23 protein-coding genes, 1 other RNA gene and 1 pseudogene are annotated in these 25781 nt (G+C 44.4%); 7 read left to right on the top strand and 18 right to left on the bottom strand.

The features are described 5' to 3' along the window. Positions 1–18: 18 nt before the first annotated feature. Positions 19–966: a DMT family transporter gene (locus RJP21_RS00410; RefSeq protein WP_310857611.1), complete on the top strand. Its 948-nt coding sequence runs from the start codon at positions 19–21 to the stop codon at positions 964–966. A 117-nt stretch (positions 967–1083) separates the two neighbouring features. Here the strand turns inward: RJP21_RS00410 and RJP21_RS00405 are convergent, their stop codons facing one another. From RJP21_RS00405 to RJP21_RS00360, 10 genes are all read right to left on the bottom strand, one after another. Then, positions 1084–1449 carry a GntR family transcriptional regulator gene (locus RJP21_RS00405; RefSeq protein WP_310857610.1) on the bottom strand — a complete coding sequence of 122 codons (366 nt, stop codon included), beginning with the start codon at positions 1447–1449 and terminating at the stop codon, positions 1084–1086. Further along, on the bottom strand, positions 1446–2102 hold the full coding sequence (locus RJP21_RS00400) for an ABC-2 transporter permease (RefSeq protein ID WP_310857609.1): 657 nt from the start codon (positions 2100–2102) through the stop codon (positions 1446–1448). Before RJP21_RS00400 ends, RJP21_RS00405 begins: the two co-directional genes overlap by 4 nt. Continuing rightward, positions 2095–2949, bottom strand: coding sequence for an ABC transporter ATP-binding protein (locus tag RJP21_RS00395; protein WP_310857608.1), 855 nt, complete (start codon positions 2947–2949; stop codon positions 2095–2097). Before RJP21_RS00395 ends, RJP21_RS00400 begins: the two co-directional genes overlap by 8 nt. Before the next feature lie 520 nt (positions 2950–3469). Then, positions 3470–6250 carry an AAA domain-containing protein gene (locus RJP21_RS00390; protein WP_310857607.1) on the bottom strand — a complete coding sequence of 927 codons (2781 nt, stop codon included), beginning with the start codon at positions 6248–6250 and terminating at the stop codon, positions 3470–3472. Between the two features lie 163 nt (positions 6251–6413). After that, positions 6414–6878, bottom strand: coding sequence for a hypothetical protein (locus RJP21_RS00385; RefSeq protein ID WP_310857606.1), 465 nt, complete (start codon positions 6876–6878; stop codon positions 6414–6416). A 186-nt stretch (positions 6879–7064) separates the two neighbouring features. Next, positions 7065–7856, bottom strand: a complete 792-nt coding sequence (locus RJP21_RS00380; RefSeq protein ID WP_310857605.1) for an SDR family NAD(P)-dependent oxidoreductase — start codon at positions 7854–7856, stop codon at positions 7065–7067. Between the two features lie 205 nt (positions 7857–8061). Beyond that, complete coding sequence (locus RJP21_RS00375; RefSeq protein WP_310857604.1) at positions 8062–9078, bottom strand: AraC family transcriptional regulator; 1017 nt, start codon at positions 9076–9078, stop codon at positions 8062–8064. A gap of 473 nt (positions 9079–9551) precedes the next feature. Then, positions 9552–9743, bottom strand: a complete 192-nt coding sequence (locus RJP21_RS00370) for a cold-inducible protein YdjO-related protein (RefSeq protein WP_483874782.1) — start codon at positions 9741–9743, stop codon at positions 9552–9554. 103 nt (positions 9744–9846) lie between these two features. Beyond that, positions 9847–10047, bottom strand: a complete 201-nt coding sequence (locus RJP21_RS00365) for a cold-shock protein (protein ID WP_160039672.1) — start codon at positions 10045–10047, stop codon at positions 9847–9849. A 431-nt stretch (positions 10048–10478) separates the two neighbouring features. Further along, complete coding sequence (locus tag RJP21_RS00360; RefSeq protein ID WP_310857602.1) at positions 10479–11138, bottom strand: hypothetical protein; 660 nt, start codon at positions 11136–11138, stop codon at positions 10479–10481. Positions 11139–11416: 278 nt separating this feature from the next. Here RJP21_RS00360 and RJP21_RS00355 point away from each other — a divergent pair, with 278 nt between their 5' ends. Both RJP21_RS00355 and RJP21_RS00350 read left to right on the top strand, forming a co-directional pair. Then, on the top strand, positions 11417–12346 hold the full coding sequence (locus RJP21_RS00355) for a hypothetical protein (protein WP_310857601.1): 930 nt from the start codon (positions 11417–11419) through the stop codon (positions 12344–12346). Positions 12347–12660: 314 nt separating this feature from the next. Then, positions 12661–14012 (top strand): annotated as a pseudogene (locus RJP21_RS00350) (IS1182 family transposase). A 242-nt stretch (positions 14013–14254) separates the two neighbouring features. Here RJP21_RS00350 and RJP21_RS00345 read toward each other — a convergent pair. From RJP21_RS00345 to RJP21_RS00310, 8 genes are all read right to left on the bottom strand, one after another. Next, positions 14255–15304 carry a PIN domain-containing protein gene (locus tag RJP21_RS00345; protein WP_310857600.1) on the bottom strand — a complete coding sequence of 350 codons (1050 nt, stop codon included), beginning with the start codon at positions 15302–15304 and terminating at the stop codon, positions 14255–14257. A 48-nt stretch (positions 15305–15352) separates the two neighbouring features. After that, positions 15353–15772, bottom strand: a complete 420-nt coding sequence (locus RJP21_RS00340) for a hypothetical protein (protein ID WP_310857599.1) — start codon at positions 15770–15772, stop codon at positions 15353–15355. 377 nt (positions 15773–16149) lie between these two features. Further along, positions 16150–16515, bottom strand: a transfer-messenger RNA (tmRNA) gene (gene ssrA / locus RJP21_RS00335). Positions 16516–16753: 238 nt separating this feature from the next. Continuing rightward, on the bottom strand, positions 16754–17236 hold the full coding sequence (gene smpB, locus RJP21_RS00330) for an SsrA-binding protein SmpB (protein ID WP_160039684.1): 483 nt from the start codon (positions 17234–17236) through the stop codon (positions 16754–16756). A 265-nt stretch (positions 17237–17501) separates the two neighbouring features. Next, entirely contained in the window at positions 17502–20126 is a 2625-nt protein-coding gene (gene rnr / locus RJP21_RS00325) for a ribonuclease R (protein WP_310857598.1), read from the bottom strand. Between the two features lie 265 nt (positions 20127–20391). Continuing rightward, positions 20392–20625 (bottom strand): preprotein translocase subunit SecG, encoded by a 234-nt coding sequence (gene secG, locus RJP21_RS00320; protein ID WP_160039688.1) that lies wholly within the window; start codon positions 20623–20625, stop codon positions 20392–20394. 501 nt (positions 20626–21126) lie between these two features. Continuing rightward, entirely contained in the window at positions 21127–21639 is a 513-nt protein-coding gene (locus RJP21_RS00315; RefSeq protein ID WP_160039690.1) for a YybH family protein, read from the bottom strand. A 2-nt stretch (positions 21640–21641) separates the two neighbouring features. Then, positions 21642–22208 (bottom strand): TetR/AcrR family transcriptional regulator, encoded by a 567-nt coding sequence (locus RJP21_RS00310; protein ID WP_310857597.1) that lies wholly within the window; start codon positions 22206–22208, stop codon positions 21642–21644. A 270-nt stretch (positions 22209–22478) separates the two neighbouring features. On the opposite strand from RJP21_RS00310, the gene RJP21_RS00305 reads away from it, so the two are divergent. From RJP21_RS00305 to RJP21_RS00290, 4 genes are all read left to right on the top strand, one after another. Continuing rightward, entirely contained in the window at positions 22479–22946 is a 468-nt protein-coding gene (locus RJP21_RS00305; RefSeq protein ID WP_310857596.1) for a DinB family protein, read from the top strand. Between the two features lie 21 nt (positions 22947–22967). After that, on the top strand, positions 22968–23360 hold the full coding sequence (locus RJP21_RS00300; RefSeq protein ID WP_310857595.1) for a nuclear transport factor 2 family protein: 393 nt from the start codon (positions 22968–22970) through the stop codon (positions 23358–23360). 1073 nt (positions 23361–24433) lie between these two features. Beyond that, the gene (locus RJP21_RS00295) at positions 24434–24799 is read left to right on the top strand and encodes a winged helix-turn-helix transcriptional regulator (protein WP_160039698.1); all 366 of its coding nucleotides are present in this window, start codon (positions 24434–24436) and stop codon (positions 24797–24799) included. A 109-nt stretch (positions 24800–24908) separates the two neighbouring features. Further along, positions 24909–25457 (top strand): cysteine hydrolase family protein, encoded by a 549-nt coding sequence (locus RJP21_RS00290; RefSeq protein WP_310857594.1) that lies wholly within the window; start codon positions 24909–24911, stop codon positions 25455–25457. Positions 25458–25781 lie beyond the last annotated feature (324 nt).

Raw genomic sequence — 25781 nt, 5'->3', positions numbered from 1 at the left:
TAAGGGGGCGCTTAATCGATGAATCCATCTCCATCCGGATTGAAATTTGCTTATTTATGCGCGGTTATCAATGCTATCATTATAGGATTTTCATTTTTATTCACTAAAATTGCGCTCGAATTCGGCACACCCCTGGATCTCCTCACATTCCGGTTCGCCGCATCCTTCGCCGTCATGTCCATTCCCGTCCTGCTGGGCCGGGTCCGTTTGAACTACCGCGGGAAGAAGTTTTACAAGCTGCTGCTCTTGGCCACCTTGTATCCGCTGTCGTTTTTTACGCTCCAATCCTACGGCCTGCAGCATGCCACATCCAGCGAAGGGGGTATTCTGTTTGCTTTCACGCCGATTTTAACGGTGCTGCTGGCGTTCCTGTTTTTGAAAGAAACGACCACGCTCTTGCAAAAGCTATCCATCTGTCTGTCGGTCGGCGGAGTCCTGTTCATCTTTATGATGAAGGGCAGCCGCATCGATTGGTCCAACATGACGGGGATTGTTCTCTTGTTCCTGTCTTGCCTGGTCATGGCAGGGTACAGCGTACTCGCGAAGCGGCTGCTTAAATCGTTCAGTCCTGCAGAGATAACGTATGTGATGCTGGGTATCGCCTTTCTTTTCTTTTCAGCCGTGTCGCTCACCGGGCATACAGCCGCGGGAACGCTCGATCAATTGTTCTCTCCGCTTGCCAGCGGTACGTTTACCATGGCCGTCCTCTATCTTGGCATTTTGTCCACACTGGTTACGGCGCTTAGTTCAAACTACGCCCTATCCAAAATCGAAGCATCCAAAGTGAGCGTATTCTCCAATCTATCGACGATTGTGTCGATCGCTGCCGGAGCGTTTTTGCTTGGAGAGGATGTCAGCTTGTACCATATTGTCGGTTCTGCGCTTATTATTGCCGGCGTCATAGGAACCAATCTGCTCGGAAAGAAAGGCGTGAAACAAGTTCCCAATCAGGCGAAAGCCGGATAAGGCTGGAACAAAAAAAGGACCGGACAGCCTATACCCCCATAAAAAACGGCCCGGCAGACGATACTGCCGGACCTAGAACGGTTACGCCGTTTCTATTAATTTTGGCGCACTTGGTTGTTAATAAATCTTCTTCAACAGCTCAACCACTTCATCGATGGTGAGGCCAAAAGATTTGTAATACGAAGTGTCGTTAACCATTTGCTTCAGGATCATTTCGTTGCGTAATCGCAGCTTCTCATCGGGTGAAAAGTCGGCGACAAAACACCCTTTTCCCGTAACTGTATTGATCAAACCGCATCGTTCCAGTTCTTCCCAAGCTTTCTTGACGGTGATGATGCTCACGCGCAGCTCCTGGGCTGCTTGCCGGATCGGCGGTAAAATATAGCCGCTTTCCAGTTCCCCTTTCAAAATTTGGGCGCTGATTTGTTCGAAAAGCTGCTGATAAATCGGTTTTTCGGATGTATTCGAAATCGCTACGTTCATTGGAGCTCCACTTTCAGAAATCTCTTTACCGCCATTCGATAAGCAATCATCGTGAGTGCAACAAAGATAACGATTCCTGCGATCAGGATGGATGTTTGAAGCGCCATATCGTGGGCGCCGCTGCCATTAAAAACGTCGGATACAAAAGAACTCTGGATTCCGATCCATTGCGCGATTCCGGCAAAAAGCATTGCTCCCGCAACACCGGCAAACGTCGCTCCGCCATATTTATACGCCGTCTTGTAATACATCGGGATAAAAATCACGTTGAAGATCGCCAGCATGACAAAACATAGCCCCCAAAAACCCAAATACGGTCCGAAGAAATAATAAGTCGGGTCCGGATATAAGCGGAGATTGATCGCACCAAAGATCATGGCCGCTACCATATGCAATAATTCCAGGATGACAATGACGAGCACCCTTGCTTTCACCATGTCATTTTTGGTCACGGGCATCATCGTGGTAAACATCAAATCGTTCTGTGCTCTGAATTGGCCGAACATATTAGGTACCGTGATCCAGCAAAAATATAAAATGACAATAAAATATAACCAACCGGGAACGAGCATTAAGGCCCCTAAAACAACCGGCATGATAAAAAATAAAGGGTTTATTCCCAGTTTTAAATCCTTCATCACCAAATTATACATACATATCCTCCTTTTTCGCGAAATAAACCATGATTTCCTCAAGATTCGGTCTGGTCGCTTTCACCTCTACAGAGGGGTCGAAGTCTTCGGAGTGGATCAATCCCGTAAAGCCGAAGGAATTGGTTTTGTATGATATCATCCGATCTTTCACCTGATTTAGCTGGATTGCCGATCCATTGAGCAAACGATAGGATTCAATAAATTCTTCTTTCTCCGCACTGTTGATGATTTGTCCGTTATGGATATAGGTGATGTAATCCGCGCACTTTTCCAAGTCGGACGTAATATGAGTCGAGAAAAGAATGCTGATTTCGCCATCCGCGACGAGCGATTGAAAAATATCGAGCAAATCTTCTCTGGCAACCGGATCAAGCCCGCTTGTCGGTTCATCGAGAATGAGAAGCTTCGCGCCATGGGATAAGGCAAGCGCCAAGCTGTACTTTACTCTCATACCCGTCGACAATTCAACAACTTTTTTGTTTTCCTCCAATTTGAATCTTCTCAAATAGTTGTAATAAGTTTCGTCATCCCAATTCGTATAAAACTTCTTAACCACATCGGTCAACGTTTTTATTTTGCTTCGCGTATAAAAATCAATCCCGCCAAAAGTATATCCGATTTCCTGTTTCAATTCGGTTTCGTGCTCGGCAACGTTTTTGCCCAAAATGTGTACCTCGCCGCGATCCAAATGAATCATATTCAAAATCGATTTGATTGTGGTTGTTTTCCCCGCGCCATTGGCACCGATAAATCCCATAATATACCCCTGTTCCAGCTGAAACGATACATCCTTTAACTGAAAATTTGGATAGGTTTTATTTAAATGCCTAACGTCTAATGCCAGCATAAAGTTCCTCCTCATTAAATTGTGTATATCGTGTATGCACAATATAACATCAGGGGGATGATGAAGTCAATGGATGGATAAGTGAAATTGGAAAAGTTTTTTCTTAAGGACTACAATCAATGAGTTCTGTTAATGAAAGTTCCCTATATAAAAAGGACCTAGCACTCGGCTAGATCCTAGGATGTGTTATTTTTGAAATCAATGATAATCCTATCTTAATTGCCAAATTTAGATCCTGATAGCCTGAATGGTTGTTTGGCTTGATTGTTTACTATGCTTTTACCAAGGTCAATGAACATTTCCAACCAAGGTTAGTCTATTTCCTTGTACTTCACGTCAAATCCTACCATTTCAGGCAACCCTAACTTAATGTCAAAAAAAGTACCTAAACAGACAAATTACCATAATCATCTTTCTCCCTATATACTTTATTATTTATGTTAAACTGAGAACAATCTAGTTCAGAGTCTTGATTAATATCAATCATCATCTGTGAGAAAAAGTATGACTAGATGAACAATTAATTTCTCAATTTAGAACTCAGCACTTCCCTAAGCCTTTGTTCTTCCCCGCTCCCGGTTGTTGGAAATCTTATTAATTCCTTTTCAAACTTTTTAAATATCCGTTCTTTTATTTCATCTCGTTTTAATTGCTCGGGCTTATTTTCATGAAACTCAAAACCATCCACCTCAATAGCCAGCGCGAGCGATCTGTCAAGTTTGTGATAAATAACGAAATCGACGGAGGATCGATTTTTCACGAGTCGACGCTCCTCTTCATCTAATCGTTCAAGATCTGTAAACAGATTCAACAACAAGATTTGATTACCCAGTTCGAAGTCCTTAAACAAAGACTCCTGCAACACCTGATCGATCAAAGCATGCATAATATTCTCACTTTTGTGCCTTGATTTATTAAAGAAACGCACGCGTTCCCGAAAATCCCTTAGTTTTTCCGAGTATTCTTGGTATAACAAGTCGAACACAGAATGAACCTTACTTTCAACTACATTGTTATCCAGTGTACTATATTCCATATAGCGCATGAGGTCTCCCACTTCATTCCCATATTTGCGGAACGCAGAATGATCGGTCACCAGAATAAATTGGTTTTGTGCACGGGATACAGCCACATTGATCATGCATGGATCATTCACAAATTTCATCCCCATGCTTCCGGATTTCGTACGGTCCAGTACGGTAGACATAATCATAACCGATTTTTCCCGCCCCTGATATTTATGAATGGTGTCGCTCTCAATATCCGAAGTAAATTGCTGAGCCGCTTTCTCCACCTGCTTGCGGTAAGGCGTCACAAAACCGATGTCAACATGACCGGCTGCCACTTCGTGATACCCCAAAAGAACCTCCTGTTCAATGACATCAAGTTCCCTTGCATTAAACTTCCCTTTCTTGCCATGCGTCACTTCTCTCATGTGATTTCCTAATGATGTTCTGTAGATTAATAAAGGGGATTCTGACATCCCCGAATCGGTAAAAGCGATTAATTCGCCGTCGTAATATTTTCTGTTACAGAACTCAATAATTCGGGGGTGGCAACGGTAATGCTCTCGCAACATCACTTTTGGAATGGAATCCCCGTACAAAGCCAACATAGACGATAAAAGATTATGCCTAAAATAGTCGAAAGCCTCATCCAAGCCAGGAGCAGCTTGGTCCTGAATCTTCTGCTCAATACTTTTATTAACGATCTGCGGCAGTTGTTTGGTATCACCTACGATAATGGCCTGCCTGCAGCAGGACAAGGCAAGAGCCCCTGTTAGCAAATCAACCTGTGATGACTCGTCAATGATACAATAGTCAAACAAATAATTTGCCGGGATACAATTCCGCAAAGAATGGGTCGTGCTAAGCACTATAGGATAATGCTCGATAAAACCTTTAAAATTATTGCCGCGAGTATATGTTTTCTCATTGCATTCCACAACTGAAATGCCGTGATATTTCTTATGTAATCTGTGCCGGAAAAGCGTTTCGGACTGCTGTTGATGCTGATCCATTAAGGCTTCATAGTCATGAGATTCCAGTTCTTTCTCAATTTCCTGAATTCGATCTGATATCTCATTGACCCTCAAAACGTAAAATTTTCGCTGAAAATTCAGGATGACATCAAGCTCCTGTTCTTTCAATAATTTGAAGTCCGTGAAGCCATATTTAAAGAACAATTTGAAACGGTATCGAAGCTTGTGTTCCTTTTTCATTTCTACGGCCAGAAAACTGTCTTTCATAAACTCTAGAATCTTCTCCGGTGTCTGCCGGTAAAATGACAGTTTCTCTATAGGCAGAATATCCTGTCTGGCATAATAATGCTCAAAGTGCTCCTGCTCGAGCAAGTAGGCTGATAGCTTTTGTTTAAGACGCGCTTTTTCCCGATCCAGTTCCATCAAGCGGTGAATACGTTGATCCAGATCTTTTATATTTGCGATCAATTCGTCTTCTGGCACATCGCTTGACCAACCCGATACGTCCCACTTCGGCAAATTAGCAAAAAATTTCTTCTTGTTCTCTTGGTTTCCCAAACTGGCAACAAAAAAGTGATAGCCTTGCCGTTCCATCTTTTCCTGCACATTCATAACTGCAGCATTGTTACCGGAAACAACGGCCACCTTTTTGCCTTGCATAATCGCCAGATTCGCCAGAATGTTTAAGATCGTCTGGGTTTTGCCTGTGCCAGGAGGACCTTCGACAATACTGATGGTGCTTTTTAAAGCTTGGTCAAGCGCGGTCTTTTGACTCAAATTATATCTGAAAGGAAAAATCGGTTCGCTTGTCACAGGCATATCGCTCTTTATAGGACGCCTCAAAAGATAGTGGCTTAAAGCACTGTCCGGATCTATATAATCCAATTTCGTAAATTCCTTGGCTAAAAAAGCTCCCTTGTTTTCCTGTACATCATCATTCTCCACATGTTTTGAAATGGCTCGCCAATAGTTCAAAATTCGGGTTGCTTCGGAGTTTCGTGCACTGCTGTGTTTAATTTGAATACGCTCCCGATCATATGTACGAATACCCCCATTTTCAAAGCACACCCGAATCTTAGGTCCGAAATCTAAAATCCGTTGTACATTATAAAAAGGGTATCCATCGTGAAAAACAGCCATATCCCGCGTAATATCCAGAATGTTCGGCTCCAAAATACAAACGTCATTGAGCTGATAAGTATAATCCTTGCCAGAACCTTTATACACAATCCTTACAATAGGAGGATCGATTTCGTACGAGGATACATCTTTTGTCTTGTCTTCACCTTTAATGATGATCATAAATTTCTCTTCATTCATACAAGCCTCTCATTAATTTTTAGTCGATGTTATATACAGAGATTTCTATGAATTGGGTAAATATTCCTGCCTTTTAAGAACTATCATTCGATAATCTAATCCAAATGATTGTACGGTACTTTTTTTGTATATAACCGCTGCCTTAAAAGTTTCCCATCGCTAGTTATTCTCGAAACTTTATAATTTCTTTCATCCGTTCCCCTTCTAGGGACACCCAGTCTATTACCCCGTATATACTATCTTTATTTAAAAAGGTAATTTTTTCGCGTTCGTTATTCATAGGCACTTTTAATTCCGCTTTACCTGTATCTTGCTTATTGAAATTTTTTCCCGGACTTACGATTTTCATTTCTTGTAAAACAATTTCTTTATCATCAATTGCTGCAATCATCCTAAATGAAATATGATCAGTTATTTTTTCATCCAATTTATAGTGTAATTCACCATCTCCGGCAAAAAGTGTGTCCCCTTCAATTTTCAATTTATATCCTTGCAGCTGCCAATGCTCGCTTTCACCATTTAATGTTGAACGTCGGGTTACTTTGTCGGAAGATGTTTTTTCAGAAAAACATCCTGTAGTTAATAGCAATATCAACGACATGATAACTAATAATTTTGAGCCTTTCAAACAAAACGCTCCCTTTCAAATTTTCCTTTTTGATTATGTGATATATTTTTAAAGATGATTTTTTATAACTATTAATCCAATCCTTTCCTGTTTATTATACAGCTCATAACATTTCCTTGAATATAGAAAAAAGGCTGCCATCCGATGGATTCGGAAAGCAGCCTTTCTTAAAGACTACATATTATGTTAAAAAATTGTAGGCACCATGCCCCCGTCCATACGGATCGGAGAACCTTTAAATGCGGATGCATAGGGGCTGCAGACGAATGCAACCAGTCTTCCTATTTCAAAAGGCTTGATAAATCGCTGTATTTCGGATTGGGGCAGGTTTGCAGCCATAAATTTTTTCTCTTTTTCCGAAAATGCCATATCATCGGGAAACATACTTTCAATGATTTGATATACGTTTTCGGAAAGCGTTGGTCCCGGCATGATCGTATTGGATGTGACTTCCGTTCCTGCGGTTAGCTTAGATAAGCTTTTTGACAGCGATAATAACATGGATTTGGTCATGCAATACTGGGGCATTTGCCCTGATGGCATAATGGCTTCTTCACTTGCAATAAAGATGATTCGCCCGTCATTGTTATCCAACATTTTAGGCAAATAAAATTTAGATAATCCATTCGCGGCTAGGACATTCGTGCGGAAGTATTTTTCCCATATTTCATCGTCAACGTCCTCATAAGACATGATTTCATAAATACCCATATTGTTAACTAGAATATCGACGTGGGGATATTTCTCGAGCAACGCTTCTCTTTGCTGCAAATCCACAATATCGGCCGCAGCATTCTGGGGAGAAGTATCCGGGAACTCCGACTTCAATTCATTTACGGTTCGTTCTACCTCTTCATGCTTCCGTCCGTTTACGAGGACATTGACGCCTTCTCTGGCAAGTTCAATGGCAATGGCTTTCCCTATACCTTTCGTCGATCCGGTTACCAAAGCCGTTTTGTTCTTTAATCCCATATCCATAACTTAGATGTCTCCTTTGTTGTCATTCACAGCAAGCTGATTAGAAATTATTCTTGGAACATCCTTGTGCTCCGGATAGGGATTATGTTACTTTGTCTGTACCGTTCGGTAACTAGCGTGCAACGCCAAATTTCTTGTTTGACCCGCCAAATATAATGAAACCCGGAAAATGCTAGCCCTGTAAGAAACGAATTAGGCCGGGATTCTATGACGTTGGGTTTGTCCTTAAATATTCGGAACGCCAATTTGAAGGAGTATCGCCCTCCCAAAGGCGAAAGGCGCGGTAAAACGAGTTCTGGTCTTCAAATCCAGTTAAAAAAGCAACTTCTTTTATATTGAACTTGGGGTCTGCCAAGTATTTTCGTGCCTGTTCATGCCGGGCCTGTGTCAACAACTGCTTGAAAGTTGTACCTTCGCCAGTAAGACGGCGCTGCAAGGTACGATCGCTCATGCAGAGCTCGTTCGCCACAGCCCGAATGTCAACGCCCCCTTCGATTAAGCTGCGCTTCAAGATCCGTTTGACGATCTCAGAAATTGAACGGTTGCGCTCTTCCTCCAATGATCGGTCCAATACAGGAGTCAAGATCTCCAGCAACTCTTTATTATGCGATATAAAAGGGCGATCCAGGTCTCTTCGATACAGCGTCAAACGGTTAGCCGTTGTACCAGTCCGGATAGAACACCCGAAGTAATCTTCGAGGGCCTTTACATCCCCCATCGAGCGAGAAAATTCTACAGACCGTGCAGTTAAAGGCAAGCCTGTGCCCCGTCGCCCAAGCTCCAGAAGAAAGGCCAGTGTAGCTCCAACCAGCACGGGCGGTACGGGTTGCTGTTGCTCTCTGTGCGTCCATTCCAATTCGATCGTACTGGCCTCGCCCTCTTCGGTTATACGCAAGCTTTCCGGAGGGCACAGTTGTTTGTACCGGGCCATTCGGTTCAGGGCGTCGCGATAATCATGTGCATGATAGGTCGCCAAGACAGGCGGCGGGTACTGTGCCGTTTCAAAGACGGTTGCTAGTTTGATGATTCCAATGGCAATGTCACCAACGAGATCAGCGTAAGCTTGCCAGATCCTGAAATATTGGGCGGAGGTAACTGCAGCCGATTCTGTAATATTCGTTAGTGGCAGCCGCGCTTTGCTCGCTATGTCGTGCGGCGCAATTCCTAGTTGTTGTAATCCCGCCCAAAATCCCGGCGGCAATTTTATACGGTCAGATTTCATAACCTACAACTCCTTTAGATGCTAACCTAAAAAAATAAAAGGTCAGCCAAGATAAATCCTGACTGCCCTTTTATTCTGTTTTATACTTTTTAAATGGAGGGGAGTCGAACCCCTGCCTGAAGATAACGCCACATAGGCTACTTACCTTCTGCATCTTCACGAACTCGTTTGTTATTCTTTATATAGTAAATAGATGCACCTGACTCTTTCGCTTTAGTCACATGCATATTGATTTGCTTTTTTCAAAATTTCTTGGAGTTGTTCTCGATTTACAAACATCCTGAGTCCCCCTCCAGTTTTTAAAATTATCCCCATTATAACATAAAATGAAATACCACCAACCCAGGCAACTGGTTGATGGTCCTTACGTGCTTTAAGGGAGGCGAAGGGAGTCCAACCCTATCCAAAGACAACGCCACATAGTTTTCCAACGGGTGTCAGATGGTGACTATTGTAATGTCCTGGTCCTCGCTTTATTTAGTCTTGGTCTGATTAGGACTTGTATTTTCTAAAATAGGCAGCATTTTCTCGCTCTTTTCCATGAAGGAATGGCATTGGACACAGGTCGGTTGAATCAAAAAAACAAAGTTATCCCTCATCCATCCGTTGCACTTTTCATTGGTGCATGACCATATCGTTGTCATTTCCTCTGGAAGATCCATCATCGGTCTTTTCCGTGAATGGTACAAGCAGCATCCCTCTTCTCCTCTGGAATCATGAGCGAAAAAAAGGCCCCAACACTATGTGCGGGACCTTCTAACTACAGCTTTACAGTTTAACAACATTCTCAGCCTGTGGGCCTCGATTGCCTTGTACGACATTAAATTCGACTCTTTGACCTTCGTCCAAAGATTTGAAGCCGTCGCCAACGATTGCACTGAAGTGCACAAATACGTCGTCTCCGCCTTCAACCTCGATAAAACCAAAGCCTTTGTCTGCATTAAACCACTTTACTGTTCCTTTTGTCATGGCCAATTACCTCCATATTTTCATTTTTACATGATCTTCGAATTTAAAAAAAATCACATATTGTACAAGGCTACATAATCAAAATCTAACCCTCTACAATATGTGATCTCAGGTTCAAATTCTAATAAACTAACTATAACACAACTGGAGTTGATTTACAAGTTTGTTTTGCTTTTGTTTCCATTTATTTGTAACTAATGATCTTGAACTTATTACCTTCTACGAACGCGCATGTTATTCTTTATACAGTAAATAGATACACCTGACTCTTCGCTTTCTCGTGCATAATTAAAATGAAATGCTACCAACCAGAACACTGGTTGATGGTTCGGGTTATGATGTTAATACACTACGAAACTCTCCAATCACCAGACTAAATTCCTGTCAAAAAAACTGCATCTTTGGCCAACTCCAATCTATAAATAATTTAATCATCCTTTGAAAACTTCATCCAGTGTATAGATCTTTACCTTCTCAAATTGAATGAAAGCTAGTTGTATTTCCTCACCTTTTTTCCATTGTTTTATTAACCCTTTTGAGTAGACCCAGTAATTCTTCACTTCCTCCGCCTCAAAAATCTGATAGCCATTAATCCATAATTCAGGACGCACCTCTTTATTATCATATATATAAAGAAGTGCTTTCTTAGGTGCAAAACTAAGTCGATAACTTATCGTGAACCCACTAGACCTTTTCCTTAAATTTTCTACTTCTCTCCAAGCCTTGAAATTAAAATATGTTACATGACTTCTCTTCTCCGAATGAGTAAAACAATCACCACACCCCTTACAAGTTAGTTCAATTGCATTATTTTTTATATAACTTAGCCCAGTGCAAATCCTAAAATTATATGGTTCTTGGCATTTCGCGCATGTTAAGCAATCATCGGTCACCTCTTTTAATATGCTCAAAAAGTCAACAATTCTTTTTTGTGTGAAGTCTGGTTCATCATCAACAGTTAACTCTCGTATCATCTTAGTTTGAAATTTGAATAATGCAAATAAAGATCCCCGTTTAATTAGTTTTCTGATTAAATTTTTGTATTCTATAATCCGAAGATGGTTTTTATCCCCAATGGCTATCAAGCTCATTTATCCTCACTCCAAATCTAGTATTGTAGTATCAGTTTTACCAGGCCAATAGATTTGTATACAAAAAACACACTATGATAGTGTCATTTTTTTAGATATTTTGAGGAGAGTCGTACCCCTGCTCGAAGACAAAACGTATTCGAATTATTTGAAAGACCAATATACGTTGCATTTCGTAAGTGTCCACAATTATGCAAGGCTAAGAGGTTTGTCGTATTAGCTCATCCATTGTAATATATTGGTATGTAGCTAGATTTATGAAGGAGGGGATTGAAAAATTGAATGACATTTTGGTAGTTATATCCATTATAGTCTTGGTTATACTTGCTTCTCTTCTTGTTATTGATAAATACAAACAATACAAGAAGTTAAAGAGTTACTTTAAAAGAGAGTTGCAGAAATTGGAACTTATATCTCCTGAATTATACAGACATAAAAATTCCATGATTGCAATTGATATTGAAAATGCCATGATAGCTTTAATTTGCTTTAATAGGTCGACTGAATTGCATACTTTTAAAACAGATTACATTCTTCCTAGCTCAACAAACAAAGTAATTCTTATATTTAACGAAACTGACTATGAATTCATGATAATTATCTCTCAAGAGAACGGTGGTATAGTACGAAGATATCATTTTTTAGCTATCCGAGATATCGAAATTATCGAAGAAAATGAACTAATTGAGCAAAAAGAATTTATAACACATATTTATATGAAGATATATGTAGATGACATGGAAAATCCTTATTTTCTGATAGATTTTTTGAGATTCAGAGTTAGAGCCAATAGCAAGAATCATTTTAATATCCGTGATATTGCGGAAGAAAGTATGGAAAAAATTAAGATATTAATTTTAAGAGCAACAAAAAATAATTCAGCCAAAAATAGAAGGGATGAAGTTATGATGTCGAATGTTTCCTTTAATATAAGTGGCAATGTCTATGGAGCGATGATGGCAACTCAAGGAACAGCAACAATGAATAACAACATATATATTAATGAAATAGAAAAAATGATTGAAGACAACGGTGGTAATGACAAAGAAGAGCTCCGAATAATGGTAAATGAAATTAGAGAATTACTTGAAGACAAGGAAGAAATAAAAAAGGGAATCTTACTAAAATACTCCGAGCAACTTGAAAAACATAGTTGGATAACAGGTGCTATTGCTCAGTTGACATTAGGATGGCTGATAGGGAAATAACATTGTCACGGATGTATTTTACAATTATTATGTTTCCTAGGTCAGTCTTGATGACTGTTATAAAATAAACTGACTAGCACCGGGAACAAAACTGCCACAAGGTATATCCCAATACAACGACCAAAATACTTCTAGAGCCAAAGCAGTTTACCCCACCCCCTCGAGTCCAAACAAGCAAAAACAGACACCGAATGGTGTCCGTCCAGGCTGTCGAGAAAGTCTCGACAGCCTTCTCTATGTTCATTTAATTTATAACGACACCGCGTTAATGTTTTGTAATATAAATAACTACTTATGAACGGACGGTGTTTTGAATGCTAAGATCTAACCGGGAAAAACAACAAAGCTACGAATTCGTTTCGATTGAAGAGTTGGTTCCGCAGGATCATTTGCTGCGGAAAGTGGACAAGTATATCGACTTCTCCTTTATTGATGATAAGGTTCGTCCTCTTTACTGCGCAGATAACGGGCGGGCAGCCATTGATCCGGTCGTTCTGTTTAAGATGATTTTTCTCGGTTATTTTTATGGCATTCGCTCCGAACGTCAGTTGGAACGCGAGATTCAAACGAATTTGGCTTACCGCTGGTTTTTGGGTCTTGGTCTTACTGACAAAGTTCCAGATCACTCCACCATTAGCTGGAACCGGCGAACTCGGTTTAAAGATACTGACATTTTTCAGGAGATCTTTGACGAAATCGTCCTCCAAGCGATCTCGCACAAAATGGTGGGCGGGCGTGTGCTCATTACGGATTCGACTCACGTAAAAGCCAATGCCAACAAGCACCGCTATACCAAGCAGGAAGTTCTACAAAACACCAAGGACTATATTGACGAACTCAATGAGGCTGTGACGGAGGACCGCAAAGCGCACGGAAAAAAGCTCTGAAAGTACGAGAGGAAGTGAATGGAACCAAAGAAATTAAAGTGAGCACCACCGATCCGGAAAGCGGCTATATGATTCGCGACGGTAAGCCGGAGGGTTCTTTTATCTCGACCACCGGACGGTGAATCTTAAATACAATCTCATTACCGACGTCCACGTCACGCCGGGAAATGTTCATGATTCATTTGTCGCGATTAGACCGTCAGCGAAAACGGTTTGGATTTAAGGTTGAGGCTGTAGCGCTGGATTCCGGTTATTTAACAACACCGATTTGCCGAGGTTTACAGAAGCGAAAGATTTTTGCCGTCATTGCCCACCGGAGATTTCACCCCAAGCAAGGTTTGTTTGCCAAGTGGAAGTTTATTTACGACGCCGAGAGTAACACCTATATCTGTCCGGAGAAGCACCGTCTGACGTACCGGACAACCGACCGGAAGGGGTACCGGCAGTATGCGTCCGACTCGGAGCATTGCCAGGTTTGCCCAATGCTTGCGCAATGCACTCATTCCAAGAACCACCGGAAGGTACTGACCCGACATGTCTGGGAAGACAGCAAAGATTGGGTGCGAAACAACCGGCTAAGCCGGGATGGCAAGCAGTTGTACCGCAAACGAAAAGAAACGATTGAGCGAAGCTTCGCGGATGCCAAAGAGCTCCATGGGTTTCGCTATTGCCGTTTGCGCGGACTCTCGAACTTCACGGAACAAGCGTTGATGACGGCCGCCGTGCAGAACATGAAGAAGATGGCGATCCACCTGGATCGCCTGAAAAAGAGGGGATAACCCCATCTTTTTTAGGCTTTTTAGCAACTGCAAATGAAAAAAGAGAAACCCAACGTCTCAAAGACGTGGGTTTCTCGACAATCTGAACGGACACCGAATGGTGTCCGTCACTGGTACTACGTATGGAGGCGAGGGGAGTCGAACCCTGTCCGAAGACAACGCCGCATAAGCTTCTACGGGGTATTCACAGTTTTGATGTCACCTTAGCAAACGCCCACATTCCCCATCCTTTTCTAACGCCATCAATAATCTTCTTCATACAACATGAATGAAACATCTTGATCTTCATTTACTTTACAGCTTACCACTTCTAGGTATGTTTCATCAGATATTTTATATCCTATTTGAACTGATACCGGTATTAAAACATCATTTTCTACTTCTAACTCGATCTCTTCTTCAAGAAGATACTTTCCTTCCTCCTTATCATAAACAGAGTTTGCATAGTCAGTATATGTTACCTCAGCTTCAAAATTAACTCTAACTTCAAATTGGAGAGTTGCCGTGTCTTCTTGCAGTTCAATAACATTAATATCATCTTCTAACTCAACGCTCAGCACTTTCACATTTTCAACATAGCCATCCTCATTTTCTAAGGAAAAACCCAGCCATTTAAAATTCTCACTAATTATCTCTTCGACCTCTTCAAAACGTGCTTCAGTAAGCTTTGTAACAAAAGTATGCCTGTATTCATCACTACTGGTAACTAAATTTAGAAAGGCATCCACACTATCTAAGTAATGTAGATTTGAGCTAATTGCACAATAATTAGCTAAGTCATTATCTGAAGAAATCACATACATCTGCTCACAATTATCTTTACACCAATTATCAAGTGCCATCAAATTAATAGCATCAGGAAATTCAGACTTTTTTGTGCTGCTAAAAGGAGCGGTACCTTGAAAATAGCTATGCAGCAGTTTGCTCATCAAGACTGTATCAACTGAAACTATAGTTACTCTCGAATATTGCAAAAACTCTTCAAAATTATTTAATAAGACTGGGTTGATCGAGTTACTAAATTCAATGTTAAAAACCGAATTATAGTGGGAAACATGACGAAGAACCATACCTTTCTTACGAAGGGTATCTAACGCTGACTTTGCTTCTTTCGATTTTTCATCAATTTTATTTCTAACTTCATTGATTACAATTTCAGAAATAAAAAGTTTGATATGACTACTATTAGCTAACTTTGCTACCTGTCCTAGTAAGTGATCTCTAAAAGCAAAGTTACGACCAATGTAAATAGATGAATCTATAAAAACATTACTGGTTAATAAGCGACTCACTTCAATCCCCCCGCTTAAAACAAATACTCGATCAATTTGGGCTAATTTTTATAATTTAATCCTTGGGATCGTTGCATTAAGCACTGACGCCAGCCACAACAATTCATCAGCACCGAACATAATCTGAGCTAACGGAAGCTTTCCGCCGTAGGTTCTCTGGTGTACTGCCACTACATCCAAATATGCCTTTGCAACACTTTCGGGTACATCCTTGGATTGCATCATCGTTACTACAACAATCTGATCTAAAATTCTATTATTCTCAGCTATAATCTGTTCAGCATTGAGTTCAATCTCTTCCCAGTCAATATCGAGCCCAGATATGCGAAGAGTCCTTCCCTCCAACTTCGCTACCCATTGCTCCCCATGTTCGTTTTGATAATATGAAAAGTATGTACCGCTTTGATCTCCAGTTGCCCATGATGGCGGATTTTTGCCTTGAATACTGATACGAAGTTCAGCCGACAACTTCAACAACTCCTTCAAGATACTGGAATATGATAAATCTATATTCCCATAACGTGAATTCACTGTCAAAAAAATTGTCGGCCGTTTAGTATTTGGTTTAACTACAATTCAGTTACAGTATATTTCTCATACAAAACCTCATCTGTATTTGTAAATTGCACAGCCAGATGAACCTGCTTCGGCCTAAGGGGAAGCCAGTTACGGGGAGTTCTTGGGTGACATCAAAACTGCTACAGAGAGAGGTACCGCCATACATCATCAGAAATATGTCGTATTCGACGACAGAGAAGCCCGTAGCCCTAGAGCTGAAGCGGTTCCCCCCTTCGAGTACGAGCAAGCAAAAACGGACACCAAATGGTGTCCGTCACTGGTACTGCATATGGAGGCGAGGGGAGTCGAACCCCTGTCCGAAGACAACGCCACATAAGCTTCTACGGGTGTAGTGACAGTTTTGATGTCACCCTAGAGACTCCCCGTCACCGGATTCCCTTCGGGTCAGCCTGTTTGTCTTCTTCAGCTAGCCGCAGGCGGAGACTAGACAGCGTATCCCACTAAGAGTGAGCCCTCATCCCGGCACATGGGCGATGCAGAGCGAGAGCACGTCTGCAGGTTATTAAGCTGCGAGAGCGTAGTTGTTTTGTTGTTTGCCAGTTATTATTGGCGTTAGCGTTGATGAAGCGGACGCGTCCCCACTACCCGCTACTCATGCTCGAACTGTCCCCGTCGAATCCAAGAACGCCCCCTTGTTATAAAGGGCTTCTTCGGATTAGATGAGCTGCTCTGCAGCACAAGAAGCAATCTAATTCCGCATCCTTTCCCTCCATAAAGAAAGGACGATCAGAAGCAATTCGTTGATTCTGTAAAAGATCGCGGCCTGCGCGTCTCTTACATCATTTATTATATCACACCATCCGGCCAAAATGACACAGATGATGCAAGGAAACGCAGGTGAAACTTGCTAAGATTTCGCGTAACAGGCCATTAACGCGCAATTTTCTGCTTTTCGCGCAAAGCACGCTGGATATCGCGCTGCGCATCGCGTTTGGCTGCGGATTCGCGTTTGTCGTACTGCTTCTTACCGCGGCCGAGGCCTAACAGCAGCTTGGCGTAGCCATTGCGAATGTAAATTTTGAGCGGAACGATCGTGTAGCCTTCCTGTTTCGTCTGACCCAGCAGCTTGTGGATCTGTTCCTTATGCAGCAGCAGCTTGCGCGCCCGCGTCGGATCGGTTGGATTGTACCGGTTGCCCTGCTCGAACGGGCTGATGTGCATGTTGTGAATATGAATTTCCCCATTGCGGATCGTCGCAAATGCATCGCCGATGTTCGCTTTTCCGTTCCGGATCGACTTGATCTCGGTCCCGGTCAGCACGATGCCGGCTTCGTACGTATCCTCGATGAAATAATCATGGGAAGCTTTCTTGTTCTGGGCCAGTACCTTCCCGTCACTCTTCTTACCACCCATGTCTTTCACTCCTCACCCATTACAAAATAGCGGACTTCCGGCGACAAACGCCACTCATCATGACGAACGTACCAGAAGTCCATTGTATCAACTGATTTCGGCAAAATCAAGGTAAAGACTGAGCTTGTCTAGACCCAATCGAAACCGCCTCGATAAATCCCTAGTGCCCCAAACATGCACCCGCCGAACGATCTTACACAAATTCCAGAAAAGAGCTCAACACCAGTTGAAGCTCATTCAAACGGTCCTCACCGGCGTACCGAACTTACTTTTTCTTCTTCCGCACAAAAGCCGCCGTGCCGTTTTTGCCGGCTCCCTTTTTCTTCTTGCCTTTGCGGAATTGCCAAAAAGCTTCGCCGTTGCCCTGCTCGGAGCCGCCGCCTTTGCGTTTGCCTTCCCCTGAACCGGCGCCTTCGCCGATAAAAATGCCGCTGCCCGACGTTTTCTTCCGGCGTCCGTCGCTGGCTTGCTCGCCCTGTGTCGGCGTTGAGCTGTAGCCGCCTTTGCCGGAGCCGAAGCTGAACGTCTTCGGCCGGTTGGCCTCGACGCTCTCGCCCGCCGCCGGCCCGCTTCCGCCGGCGGCGCCTGCGCCGCGCTTGCGCTTCCCTGCCCCCGCAGCCTCACCGGCTGCGGCTGCCCCGCGCTCGCGCTTGCCCGGCCGGGCGGCTTTGCCGCCCCCGGCCTTTTTCCCGCGCCCGCCGCGCTCGCCGCCGCGGGCGCCAAAACCGCCGCCGAAGCTGCGCTCGCGGCGCGGCTTCATGTCCACCATCTCAAAATCGATGGTGTGATCGTCCATGTTCACCCGTGCCACACGGATTTTCACTTCATCGCCGATGCGGAACACTTTGGAGGTCCGCTCGCCGATCAGCGACATTGAAGCCTCGTCGAAGTGGTAATAATCGTCCGTCAGCCCGGCCAGACGGATGAGCCCTTCCACCGTATTCGGCAGCTCGACGAACATACCGAAGCCGGTCACGCTGCTGATCAGGCCGTCGAACTCTTCGCCGACCTTATCCAGCATGTATTCCGCTTTCTTCAGCTGGTCGGTATCGCGCTCCGCCTCAACGGCAACGCGCTCCCGCTCGGACGAATGCTGGGCGATGTCCGGCATCCGCGATGCCAGATACTCCTGCCGCTTCTCCGGCAGAATGTTGTTGTTTTCGAGCACTTCGCGAATGACCCGGTGGATGACAAGGTCCGGATAACGGCGGATCGGCGACGTGAAATGCGTATAGAACTCCGCCGCGAGGCCAAAATGGCCCGACATGTCGGCATCGTATTTCGCCTGCTTCATCGACCGCAGCATCATCGTGCTGATGACGGTCTGCTCTTTCGTATCTTTAATTTCCTCCAAGAGCGTCTGCAGCGCACGCGGATGAACGGAATTGCCCCGGCCCTTCACGTGGTACCCGAGATTTTCGGCAAAAGCGAGGAAGTTTTGCATTTTTTCCGGATCCGGATTATCGTGCACCCGGTAAATGAACGGCACCTTCAGCCAGTGGAAATGCTCCGCCACGGTTTCGTTGGCCGCCAGCATAAACTCCTCGATGATTTGTTCGGCGATCGAGCGTTCCCGTTTCACGATATCGACCGGCTTGCCGTTTTCGTCCACGATCACCTTCGACTCCACAAAATCGAAATCGACCGCGCCGCGGTTCATCCGTCGTGAACGAAGCTTTAAGGCCAGCTCCTTCATCAACCGGAAATCGTCTACAAGATCCTTGTAGCGTTCCATCAGCTCGGGATCCTCTTCCTCGAGGATTTTGCGCACATTGTTGTAGGTCATCCGTTCTTTCGTCTTAATGACGCTGGTGAACACGTCATGTTTGACGACCTTCATATGCTCGTCGAATTCCATTTCGCAAGACAGGGTCAGACGGTCCACCTTCGGATTCAAGCTGCAAATCCCGTTCGAAAGGCGGTGCGGCAGCATCGGAATGACGCGGTCCACGAGATAAACGCTGCAGCCTCTGTTATAGGCTTCCTTGTCCAACTCGGACTTCTCCCGCACATAATAGCCGACATCCGCGATGTGGACGCCCAAGCGGTAATGTCCGTTTTCCAAACGCTCCACGTTGACGGCATCGTCAAGGTCTTTGGCGTCCTCGCCGTCGATGGTGACGATGTTTTTGCCGCGCAAATCGCGCCGCCCCTGCTTCAGAATCTCTTCTTCGGTGATCGAATCCGGGGCGTTTTCCGCTTCGGCCATGACCTCCTCCGGAAAAGCCTCCGGCAGCTGATGCTTGCGGATGATGGACAAAATGTCCACACCAGGATCGTCTTTATGCCCAAGCACCTCGACGACTTCCCCTTCGGCGGCAGTACGGCCCTCGGGGTAGCTTACGATGCTCACGACAACCTTGTCGCCGTCCACCGCGCCTTTCATCGCTTCCTTCGGGATGAAAATATCCCGGACGATCCGCTTATCATCCGGCAGCACGAAACCGTACGCTTCATGGCCCTGGAACACGCCCACGACCTGATTCACCGCGCGGTTGACGATTTTGACGACCTCGCCTTCGAGCTTGCCTCCGGCCGGTCCGCGGGTCGTGATGCGTACCAGTACCGTATCGCCGTTCATGCCGCTTGAAAGGTCATGCGCCCCGATGTAAACATCCGGATGTTCTTTATCCTCAGGAATCAGGAACGCAAAGCCTTTGGCGTGTACCTGAAGCCGTCCGCGCAGAAAATCCAGCCGTTCCGGCAGGCCGTAGCGCTCCGAACGCGTCATCATAATTCGGCCTTCCTGTTCCAGCTTGTTCAGCATCTTGAGGAATTCCCTGAATTCGGCGCTGTCCGTAATGCCAAAATGCTTTTCCAGCTCCTGATAGGTCATCGGTTTATAGTCAGGGTCCTGCATCAATTCCAATATCGTTTGTTCCGTTATCATCGATTATCTCCTCGGTTCGCCTGCAGGAAGGCGTTCCTTCCGCAAGCCTCTGTATGTAATCATTTCAAATCATTTTCCGTATTTATATACACATACCCTAGTATACACGGAATTAATCGTTTGCATCCCTGGGCGGCCATGATATATACGCGCGAATCAAGCCTTGGGAAACTTTCGTTCCGGAAAACATTCCCATGGTTCGGGGATATTAAAAAACCCCCGCTCTTCTTCTGAAAGAGCGAAGGGTTTCCAAAGTCCGGCTATATCATTTCGCGAATATCGCCACAAGAATGGCCAAGATCATGAAGCACGCCGCCACGACGACCGTCACGCGCTGCAGGATCAAGTCCATGCCGCGGGCTTTCGTTTTTCCGAAAAGATGTTCTGCGCCACCGGAGATGGCACCGGCCAGTCCTGCGCTTTTCCCTTTTTGCAAAAGAACGATTGCGATCAAAGCGATCGAGAAAATGACGAGCAGTACCTTCAACAAAGTTTCCATTCGATCCACCTCCCAGTGAGCTAAACATCATAAACATCATTCTATATAGGGTGCTGCAAATTTGCTTCTCAAACATTAATTATCGTTCATAAAACAGCATTTTTATTGTACCATAGCCCATTTCCTAAAACAAGGACTCGTATTAAATCAGCTATAATCTAACTTAAAGGGTAGTGGAATCAAAATATAACTGAGGGGATGTGTAGTGAAAATGTCATTACAAAGCCGTTAAGAATACATGCAAGCTATGCAGCAACGGTACCGCGAAGCGAAGAAACGCGAGGAAAAGTCAATGATGATTGTTGAGATTGTCAGCGTCAGCGTCACTTCGTTTAACCGCAAGTACGTGTTGCAGCAGCTCAATGGCATTGTACGGCCGCCGAAAGCGAAACTTGACAAGGGAGCCGCGGCACAAGTACCAAGAGGCCGCAGCCGCGATTCAGATTGTCTAGCGAGCGCTCGACACCCTCTGCTTACCGGCGGATTTTAATGACACTCATTCTAAATCATATCCCCTCTGATGGCTTTTTGATAGTTATGAAGAAGCCGGCTATCATCAATGGATCCATGGTGATGAACTTGCCTCCAACCGCCCTTGGAGTCGATATATTGAAAACAACGGGTAGTACGAATATTCAGCGGATATATATTTGTACCGATCCGGTAGGTCCCTCTTTCGCGACCGGCAAATACGGCATACTCGAAGGACGAATATAGAACGATGTCGTGAAACTCGACCTCCACAAACACATTGCCTTGGAAGACTTTTCTATACAACTCTTCTATATCTCCTGCCCCCCTCATTATACCGCCTAACGGATTATTAAGCTGAATCAAAGGATGGTCAAGCCACACTTGGGTAAACAAACTTAGATTACGAGTATTAAACGCATGGTAAAATGTCTCCAGTACCGCCTTAGCGCCTTCTATCGAAGGAATGTTTCCTTCATCTAGGCGATTTCGGCTTCCGGCAAACACGATAGAATCTAAAGACTCAATATGGAAAGCAGACATGGTTATAACCTCCGTTCCATGAACTCAATCATTGACAGTATTCCACTTGTGGCAATTTCCATCTGTTTAGGATCATTCAGTGCCCTGGAAAGAACGTATCCTCCTTGTACAGCAGCCGAAATCGCTGCTGCCAGTTGTGTTGCATCCGCCTCAAGCGGAAACACTCCTTCCTGCTGAGCACATTGCAGCAACAAGGCCAGTTCTTGTTGTAAACGGGCGAAGTATTCGGAGATAGGAGGCAACAAAGAATTCTGAGGTACCGATACCTCTTGCACGAGTTTACCAATACGGCAACCGCGAAGCGCTTCTCTCGGCTGCTTTAAATAATCCTTAACGCGTTCGAGCGGGGGCTTATCTGTCTCAAACACGGCACTCAGCGTATTTTGCATGTCGTCTGATATTTCGCGTACTGCTTGAGCTGCCAAGCTTTCTTTACTTTCAAAATGGTGATAAAAACTCCCTTGCCCAACGTCGGCTTTCTTCTGAATATCTTTCGGACTCGTCTTCTCATACCCATAGTCCCACAGCAAATCCTTGGCAGCCGATAACAGGCGTTCCTTTGCGGTCATGAATCATTCCTCCTTTTTTTGATTATACATACTAGTAGGTACAATTTCAAGCCCTCACTCTGGACACAAGCTTGGAATTCCTCTTTGCATAATCGTGATAATAATGTCTCTCCATCTTGGGTAATCCGGTTGATCCCCAACCTCCAAACAATCATTACTGAAACCGATCAATTGAATCGGAATCTCGTGATTGTTGGTTCGCGGAGCGAAAGGTACACTTTGGATGTAAGGGTTCAACACTTATTTATTATAGTAGGAGGCGTTTCAACCATGGCTAATTCGATTATTACAACCGGAAAAGTTTTGCATCAGATCGTGATCGGGCAGCTCCAGGGAATTTCGGAGGATCAATTCGATATTCAAGCGAATGGCTTTAATAACACGATTCGCTGGAATGTCGGTCATATCGTGTACTGGATGGATCGATACTCCACGTTATCTTTCGGACTCCCGACCGCAATTCCGCCTGTATACGAAACGTTGTTCGGCACCGGAACGAAACCGTCGGAATGGACGATTGCTCCGCCTTCAAAGGCAGAACTGACCGAACTGTTAATGGCGCAGCTTTCCCGTATTTCCGAGCTGACGCCCGAAATGTTGAACATGAATTTGCATTCGCCGTTTATCATGGGCCCGTTCGAATTCGTTACCTCCGGCGAGCTATTCAACTTCGCTTTGATGCACGAAGCCATACACCTTGGTATCTTTACGAGCCAGCATAAAACCATGCAATTATAGTGGAGAGGAGATCGATGCTATATGAAACCGGATCAAGTGCTGCTTCAATACTTTCACAGTTTAGGGGATATGGATAAGGCCCTCGGTTATATACACAGAGATGCCAAATTTATCGCGGCATTCGAGAAGGAGTCTGACAGACACCACTTTTACGGGACTTATTACGGAATAGAGGGCGTAAGGACGCTACTGACCAAGTTCCAGAAAGATCTCGAAACCCAAGAATTCGAGATCTTTAATATACTTGCTGATGAAACAAAAGCTTTCGCTTGGGGAAGATTTAAGCATCGGATTCGGCCTACCGGTAACATGTTCGAAAGCTACTGGGCGGTGGTTTGCGAAGTGGAAGACGGCAAGATTAAGTATTTCCGGGGCTTTGAAGATACAGGTGCCCTGGAGGCCGCTTTCAGGTGACCGCGGAGCCTACGACGAGGTGCTTCAGGAATAAAGTTTATGTGCATGTCTGGTGCGCTTCGGCAGTCCGTTTGCCCGGCTGAAGGGCAGATAACCCGAGCGGGAACTTGTTTAAGGACGGTTCTGCCCTTATGCTACCGCTTACTTTAGCCAAACGGGCCGGCCCCCAGACAATAATCAAGCAGAGTCCGACCAGTACCCATAACGATTCGCAGAAGGCCAGGGCGTCGTCATGGTTTAGGTGTTAAGTACGCACATTTCTGTAGTTCAGGATACATTTGTATAATATTGGGGGAAACCGATGGGCAAAAAGTACCCGGATCCTCATGTAATTCAACCGGACTATATCCGCGGCTGTTCCATCGAAGTAGCGCTTACGGTCATTGGGGGCAAGTGGAAAGGCATGATTCTGTACGCGCGAGTCATACCAAACGATTCGGATAGATGCGTAAAATTATTCCGAGCGTAACGCTAGCTACGTCTTTACATAATCAAATTTTTTCACCAGTTAACCCACCGCATCCACTAGACATATTTCCTTGTTATCCCAAGATACTGTCCCTCGAAGATTGGATTCGTTTTTAAGATGTTCGAATCGAACCAGATCGTTCCGTGTTTCCGAAAGTTCTTGTGAAATGATCTTAACCTAGCGGGCTGACTTTGTTATCATTTCGCCCTTTTCGATCTGCACGACAGCAACACGTTCTCTCCTCTTTAGCAAGTTCATTAATCCTAATCCTGACTAATTTAATTCGTTTCCCGTGAAAAATCGGACAAAAAGAAAGGGAATTCAGGGACTCAAATGGAAATTGTTATTGTCGAGATAACAACCCAAAATGAGGGGACTGAATTCCGTAGGTTATGAATTCGGCGTCGCCCCTCGAAATCATTTTGAGGTGAACTTGGATACGAAACGCTCGTGCAAAACGAGTTTAGCTGCGTGTCGCTGCCGGCTTCAAGACCGACGGTATTAGGTTAAGAATAAGAGCCCTATACGGAGAGTTCCATGCTGCCTGGAACCATTTCCGTCCAAGGAACGCATGGTTTGAAATGATCGCATCGAGGTGAGTTCTATGATAATTCGGGAGCAGTGTACCTGCCCATTAGAGGTTGTTCATGACATTATAAAAGGCAAATGGAAAACAATGATTATCTTTCAATTGAAAGATGGGAATACGTCCTTAGCTCAACTGGAGCGGGATATCGACCAGATCACCCAAAAGATGTTGCTACAGCATTTAAGAGAACTACAATCTTGCGGTATCGTGGATAAAGTCAAAACGGAAGGTTATCCGCTGCATGTAGAATACTTTCTTACTGAACGTGGGAGAAAGCTGCTAGACGCGGTACTGATCATGCAAGAGATAGGCATCGAATACATGGTGGAATGGGGTCAAACTGAACTTCTTGACCGAAAAGGCATCAGATACAAAATTTGAGTTCAATGCACCCATACCCACAAAAAAGTGGGTAATTCACGGCGCCATTACATCGAGACTACAATACTTTTAGAAACTCATTAACTGCATGTAAAAGGAGCCGTGTATCATGAATACAGCGTTACTATTGGTAGACATTCAAAAAGATTATTTCCAGGGAGGCAGAAATGAATTAGTCGATACCGAACAAGCGGCAATCCATGCTCAAGAAGCATTGGCACTGTTCCGGGATAAAAGGTTGCCTATCGTTCATATTCAGTGCATTCTTTTGGAAAAAAACGCAACGTTTTTTCTTCCCGATACGGAAGGGATTATAATTCATGAACGGGTAAAACCCCAATCTGACGAAAAAGTTATCGTTAAACATACTCCGGATAGCTTTTTTCAAACTGAATTGCATCAGCATTTTGAATCTATTAAAGTGTCGCGACTTGTCATTTGCGGGATGATGAGCCACATATGTATCGATTCGACTGTGCGAACTGCGCACCGCTTGGGCTATGAAGTCATATTGCTCGACGATGCGTGTACCACCAGGGATTTGGTATGGAACGATACGGTGATTTCTGCAAAAACCGTCCATGACACTTTTATGGCATCATTGCAAGGTACCTTTGCTCAAGTAACGAACGCCGGCAGCCTTCACAAGATGATTTAATTTTTTCATTGAAGTAACTCTGGCAGCAACTGATAAGAGGCTGCCTCGTATGAACGGGTACCCACAGTCTGAACACTTTAAAAGGTGCGGGCTATGGGTACCTTTTGTATACCGGGGAACGCAACGGAAGAATGCATAACTCAGCCGTATGATGAATGCTCGTCGACCGCCGCCCCCTCGGGGGCAGGGACATGTCTAAAAGGTTAGATTTTTTAATGAGTGTTCCATCCATCTTCGGTTAGATTTTTATTTGAGTTGACACGGGTTCCCTTGACCTTTGTATTAAAAAAACCGCCCCGGCAGGATGCCGGGACGGCTTTCGTG

Origin of the sequence: Paenibacillus sp. VCA1, from assembly GCF_031583795.1 — a bacterium.
GTDB classification, from domain to species: Bacteria; Bacillota; Bacilli; order Paenibacillales; family Paenibacillaceae; genus Paenibacillus_AQ; species Paenibacillus_AQ albilobatus.
Note: the sequence above shows the minus strand (reverse complement) of the source record. Positions and strands in the feature narration are given on the sequence as shown.

Coding starts and splice junctions, on each gene's coding strand:
- RJP21_RS00410 (WP_310857611.1), top strand. CDS start 19: ATGAATCCATCTCCATCCGGATTGAAATTTGCTTATTTATGCGCGGTT.
- RJP21_RS00405 (WP_310857610.1), bottom strand. CDS start 1,449: ATGAACGTAGCGATTTCGAATACATCCGAAAAACCGATTTATCAGCAG.
- RJP21_RS00400 (WP_310857609.1), bottom strand. CDS start 2,102: ATGTATAATTTGGTGATGAAGGATTTAAAACTGGGAATAAACCCTTTA.
- RJP21_RS00395 (WP_310857608.1), bottom strand. CDS start 2,949: ATGCTGGCATTAGACGTTAGGCATTTAAATAAAACCTATCCAAATTTT.
- RJP21_RS00390 (WP_310857607.1), bottom strand. CDS start 6,250: ATGAATGAAGAGAAATTTATGATCATCATTAAAGGTGAAGACAAGACA.
- RJP21_RS00380 (WP_310857605.1), bottom strand. CDS start 7,856: ATGGATATGGGATTAAAGAACAAAACGGCTTTGGTAACCGGATCGACG.
- RJP21_RS00375 (WP_310857604.1), bottom strand. CDS start 9,078: ATGAAATCTGACCGTATAAAATTGCCGCCGGGATTTTGGGCGGGATTA.
- RJP21_RS00370 (WP_483874782.1), bottom strand. CDS start 9,743: ATGATGGATCTTCCAGAGGAAATGACAACGATATGGTCATGCACCAAT.
- RJP21_RS00365 (WP_160039672.1), bottom strand. CDS start 10,047: ATGACAAAAGGAACAGTAAAGTGGTTTAATGCAGACAAAGGCTTTGGT.
- RJP21_RS00360 (WP_310857602.1), bottom strand. CDS start 11,138: ATGAGCTTGATAGCCATTGGGGATAAAAACCATCTTCGGATTATAGAA.
- smpB (WP_160039684.1), bottom strand. CDS start 17,236: ATGGGTGGTAAGAAGAGTGACGGGAAGGTACTGGCCCAGAACAAGAAA.
- rnr (WP_310857598.1), bottom strand. CDS start 20,126: ATGATAACGGAACAAACGATATTGGAATTGATGCAGGACCCTGACTAT.
- secG (WP_160039688.1), bottom strand. CDS start 20,625: ATGGAAACTTTGTTGAAGGTACTGCTCGTCATTTTCTCGATCGCTTTG.
- RJP21_RS00315 (WP_160039690.1), bottom strand. CDS start 21,639: ATGTCTGCTTTCCATATTGAGTCTTTAGATTCTATCGTGTTTGCCGGA.
- RJP21_RS00310 (WP_310857597.1), bottom strand. CDS start 22,208: ATGACCGCAAAGGAACGCCTGTTATCGGCTGCCAAGGATTTGCTGTGG.
- RJP21_RS00305 (WP_310857596.1), top strand. CDS start 22,479: ATGGCTAATTCGATTATTACAACCGGAAAAGTTTTGCATCAGATCGTG.
- RJP21_RS00300 (WP_310857595.1), top strand. CDS start 22,968: ATGAAACCGGATCAAGTGCTGCTTCAATACTTTCACAGTTTAGGGGAT.
- RJP21_RS00295 (WP_160039698.1), top strand. CDS start 24,434: ATGATAATTCGGGAGCAGTGTACCTGCCCATTAGAGGTTGTTCATGAC.
- RJP21_RS00290 (WP_310857594.1), top strand. CDS start 24,909: ATGAATACAGCGTTACTATTGGTAGACATTCAAAAAGATTATTTCCAG.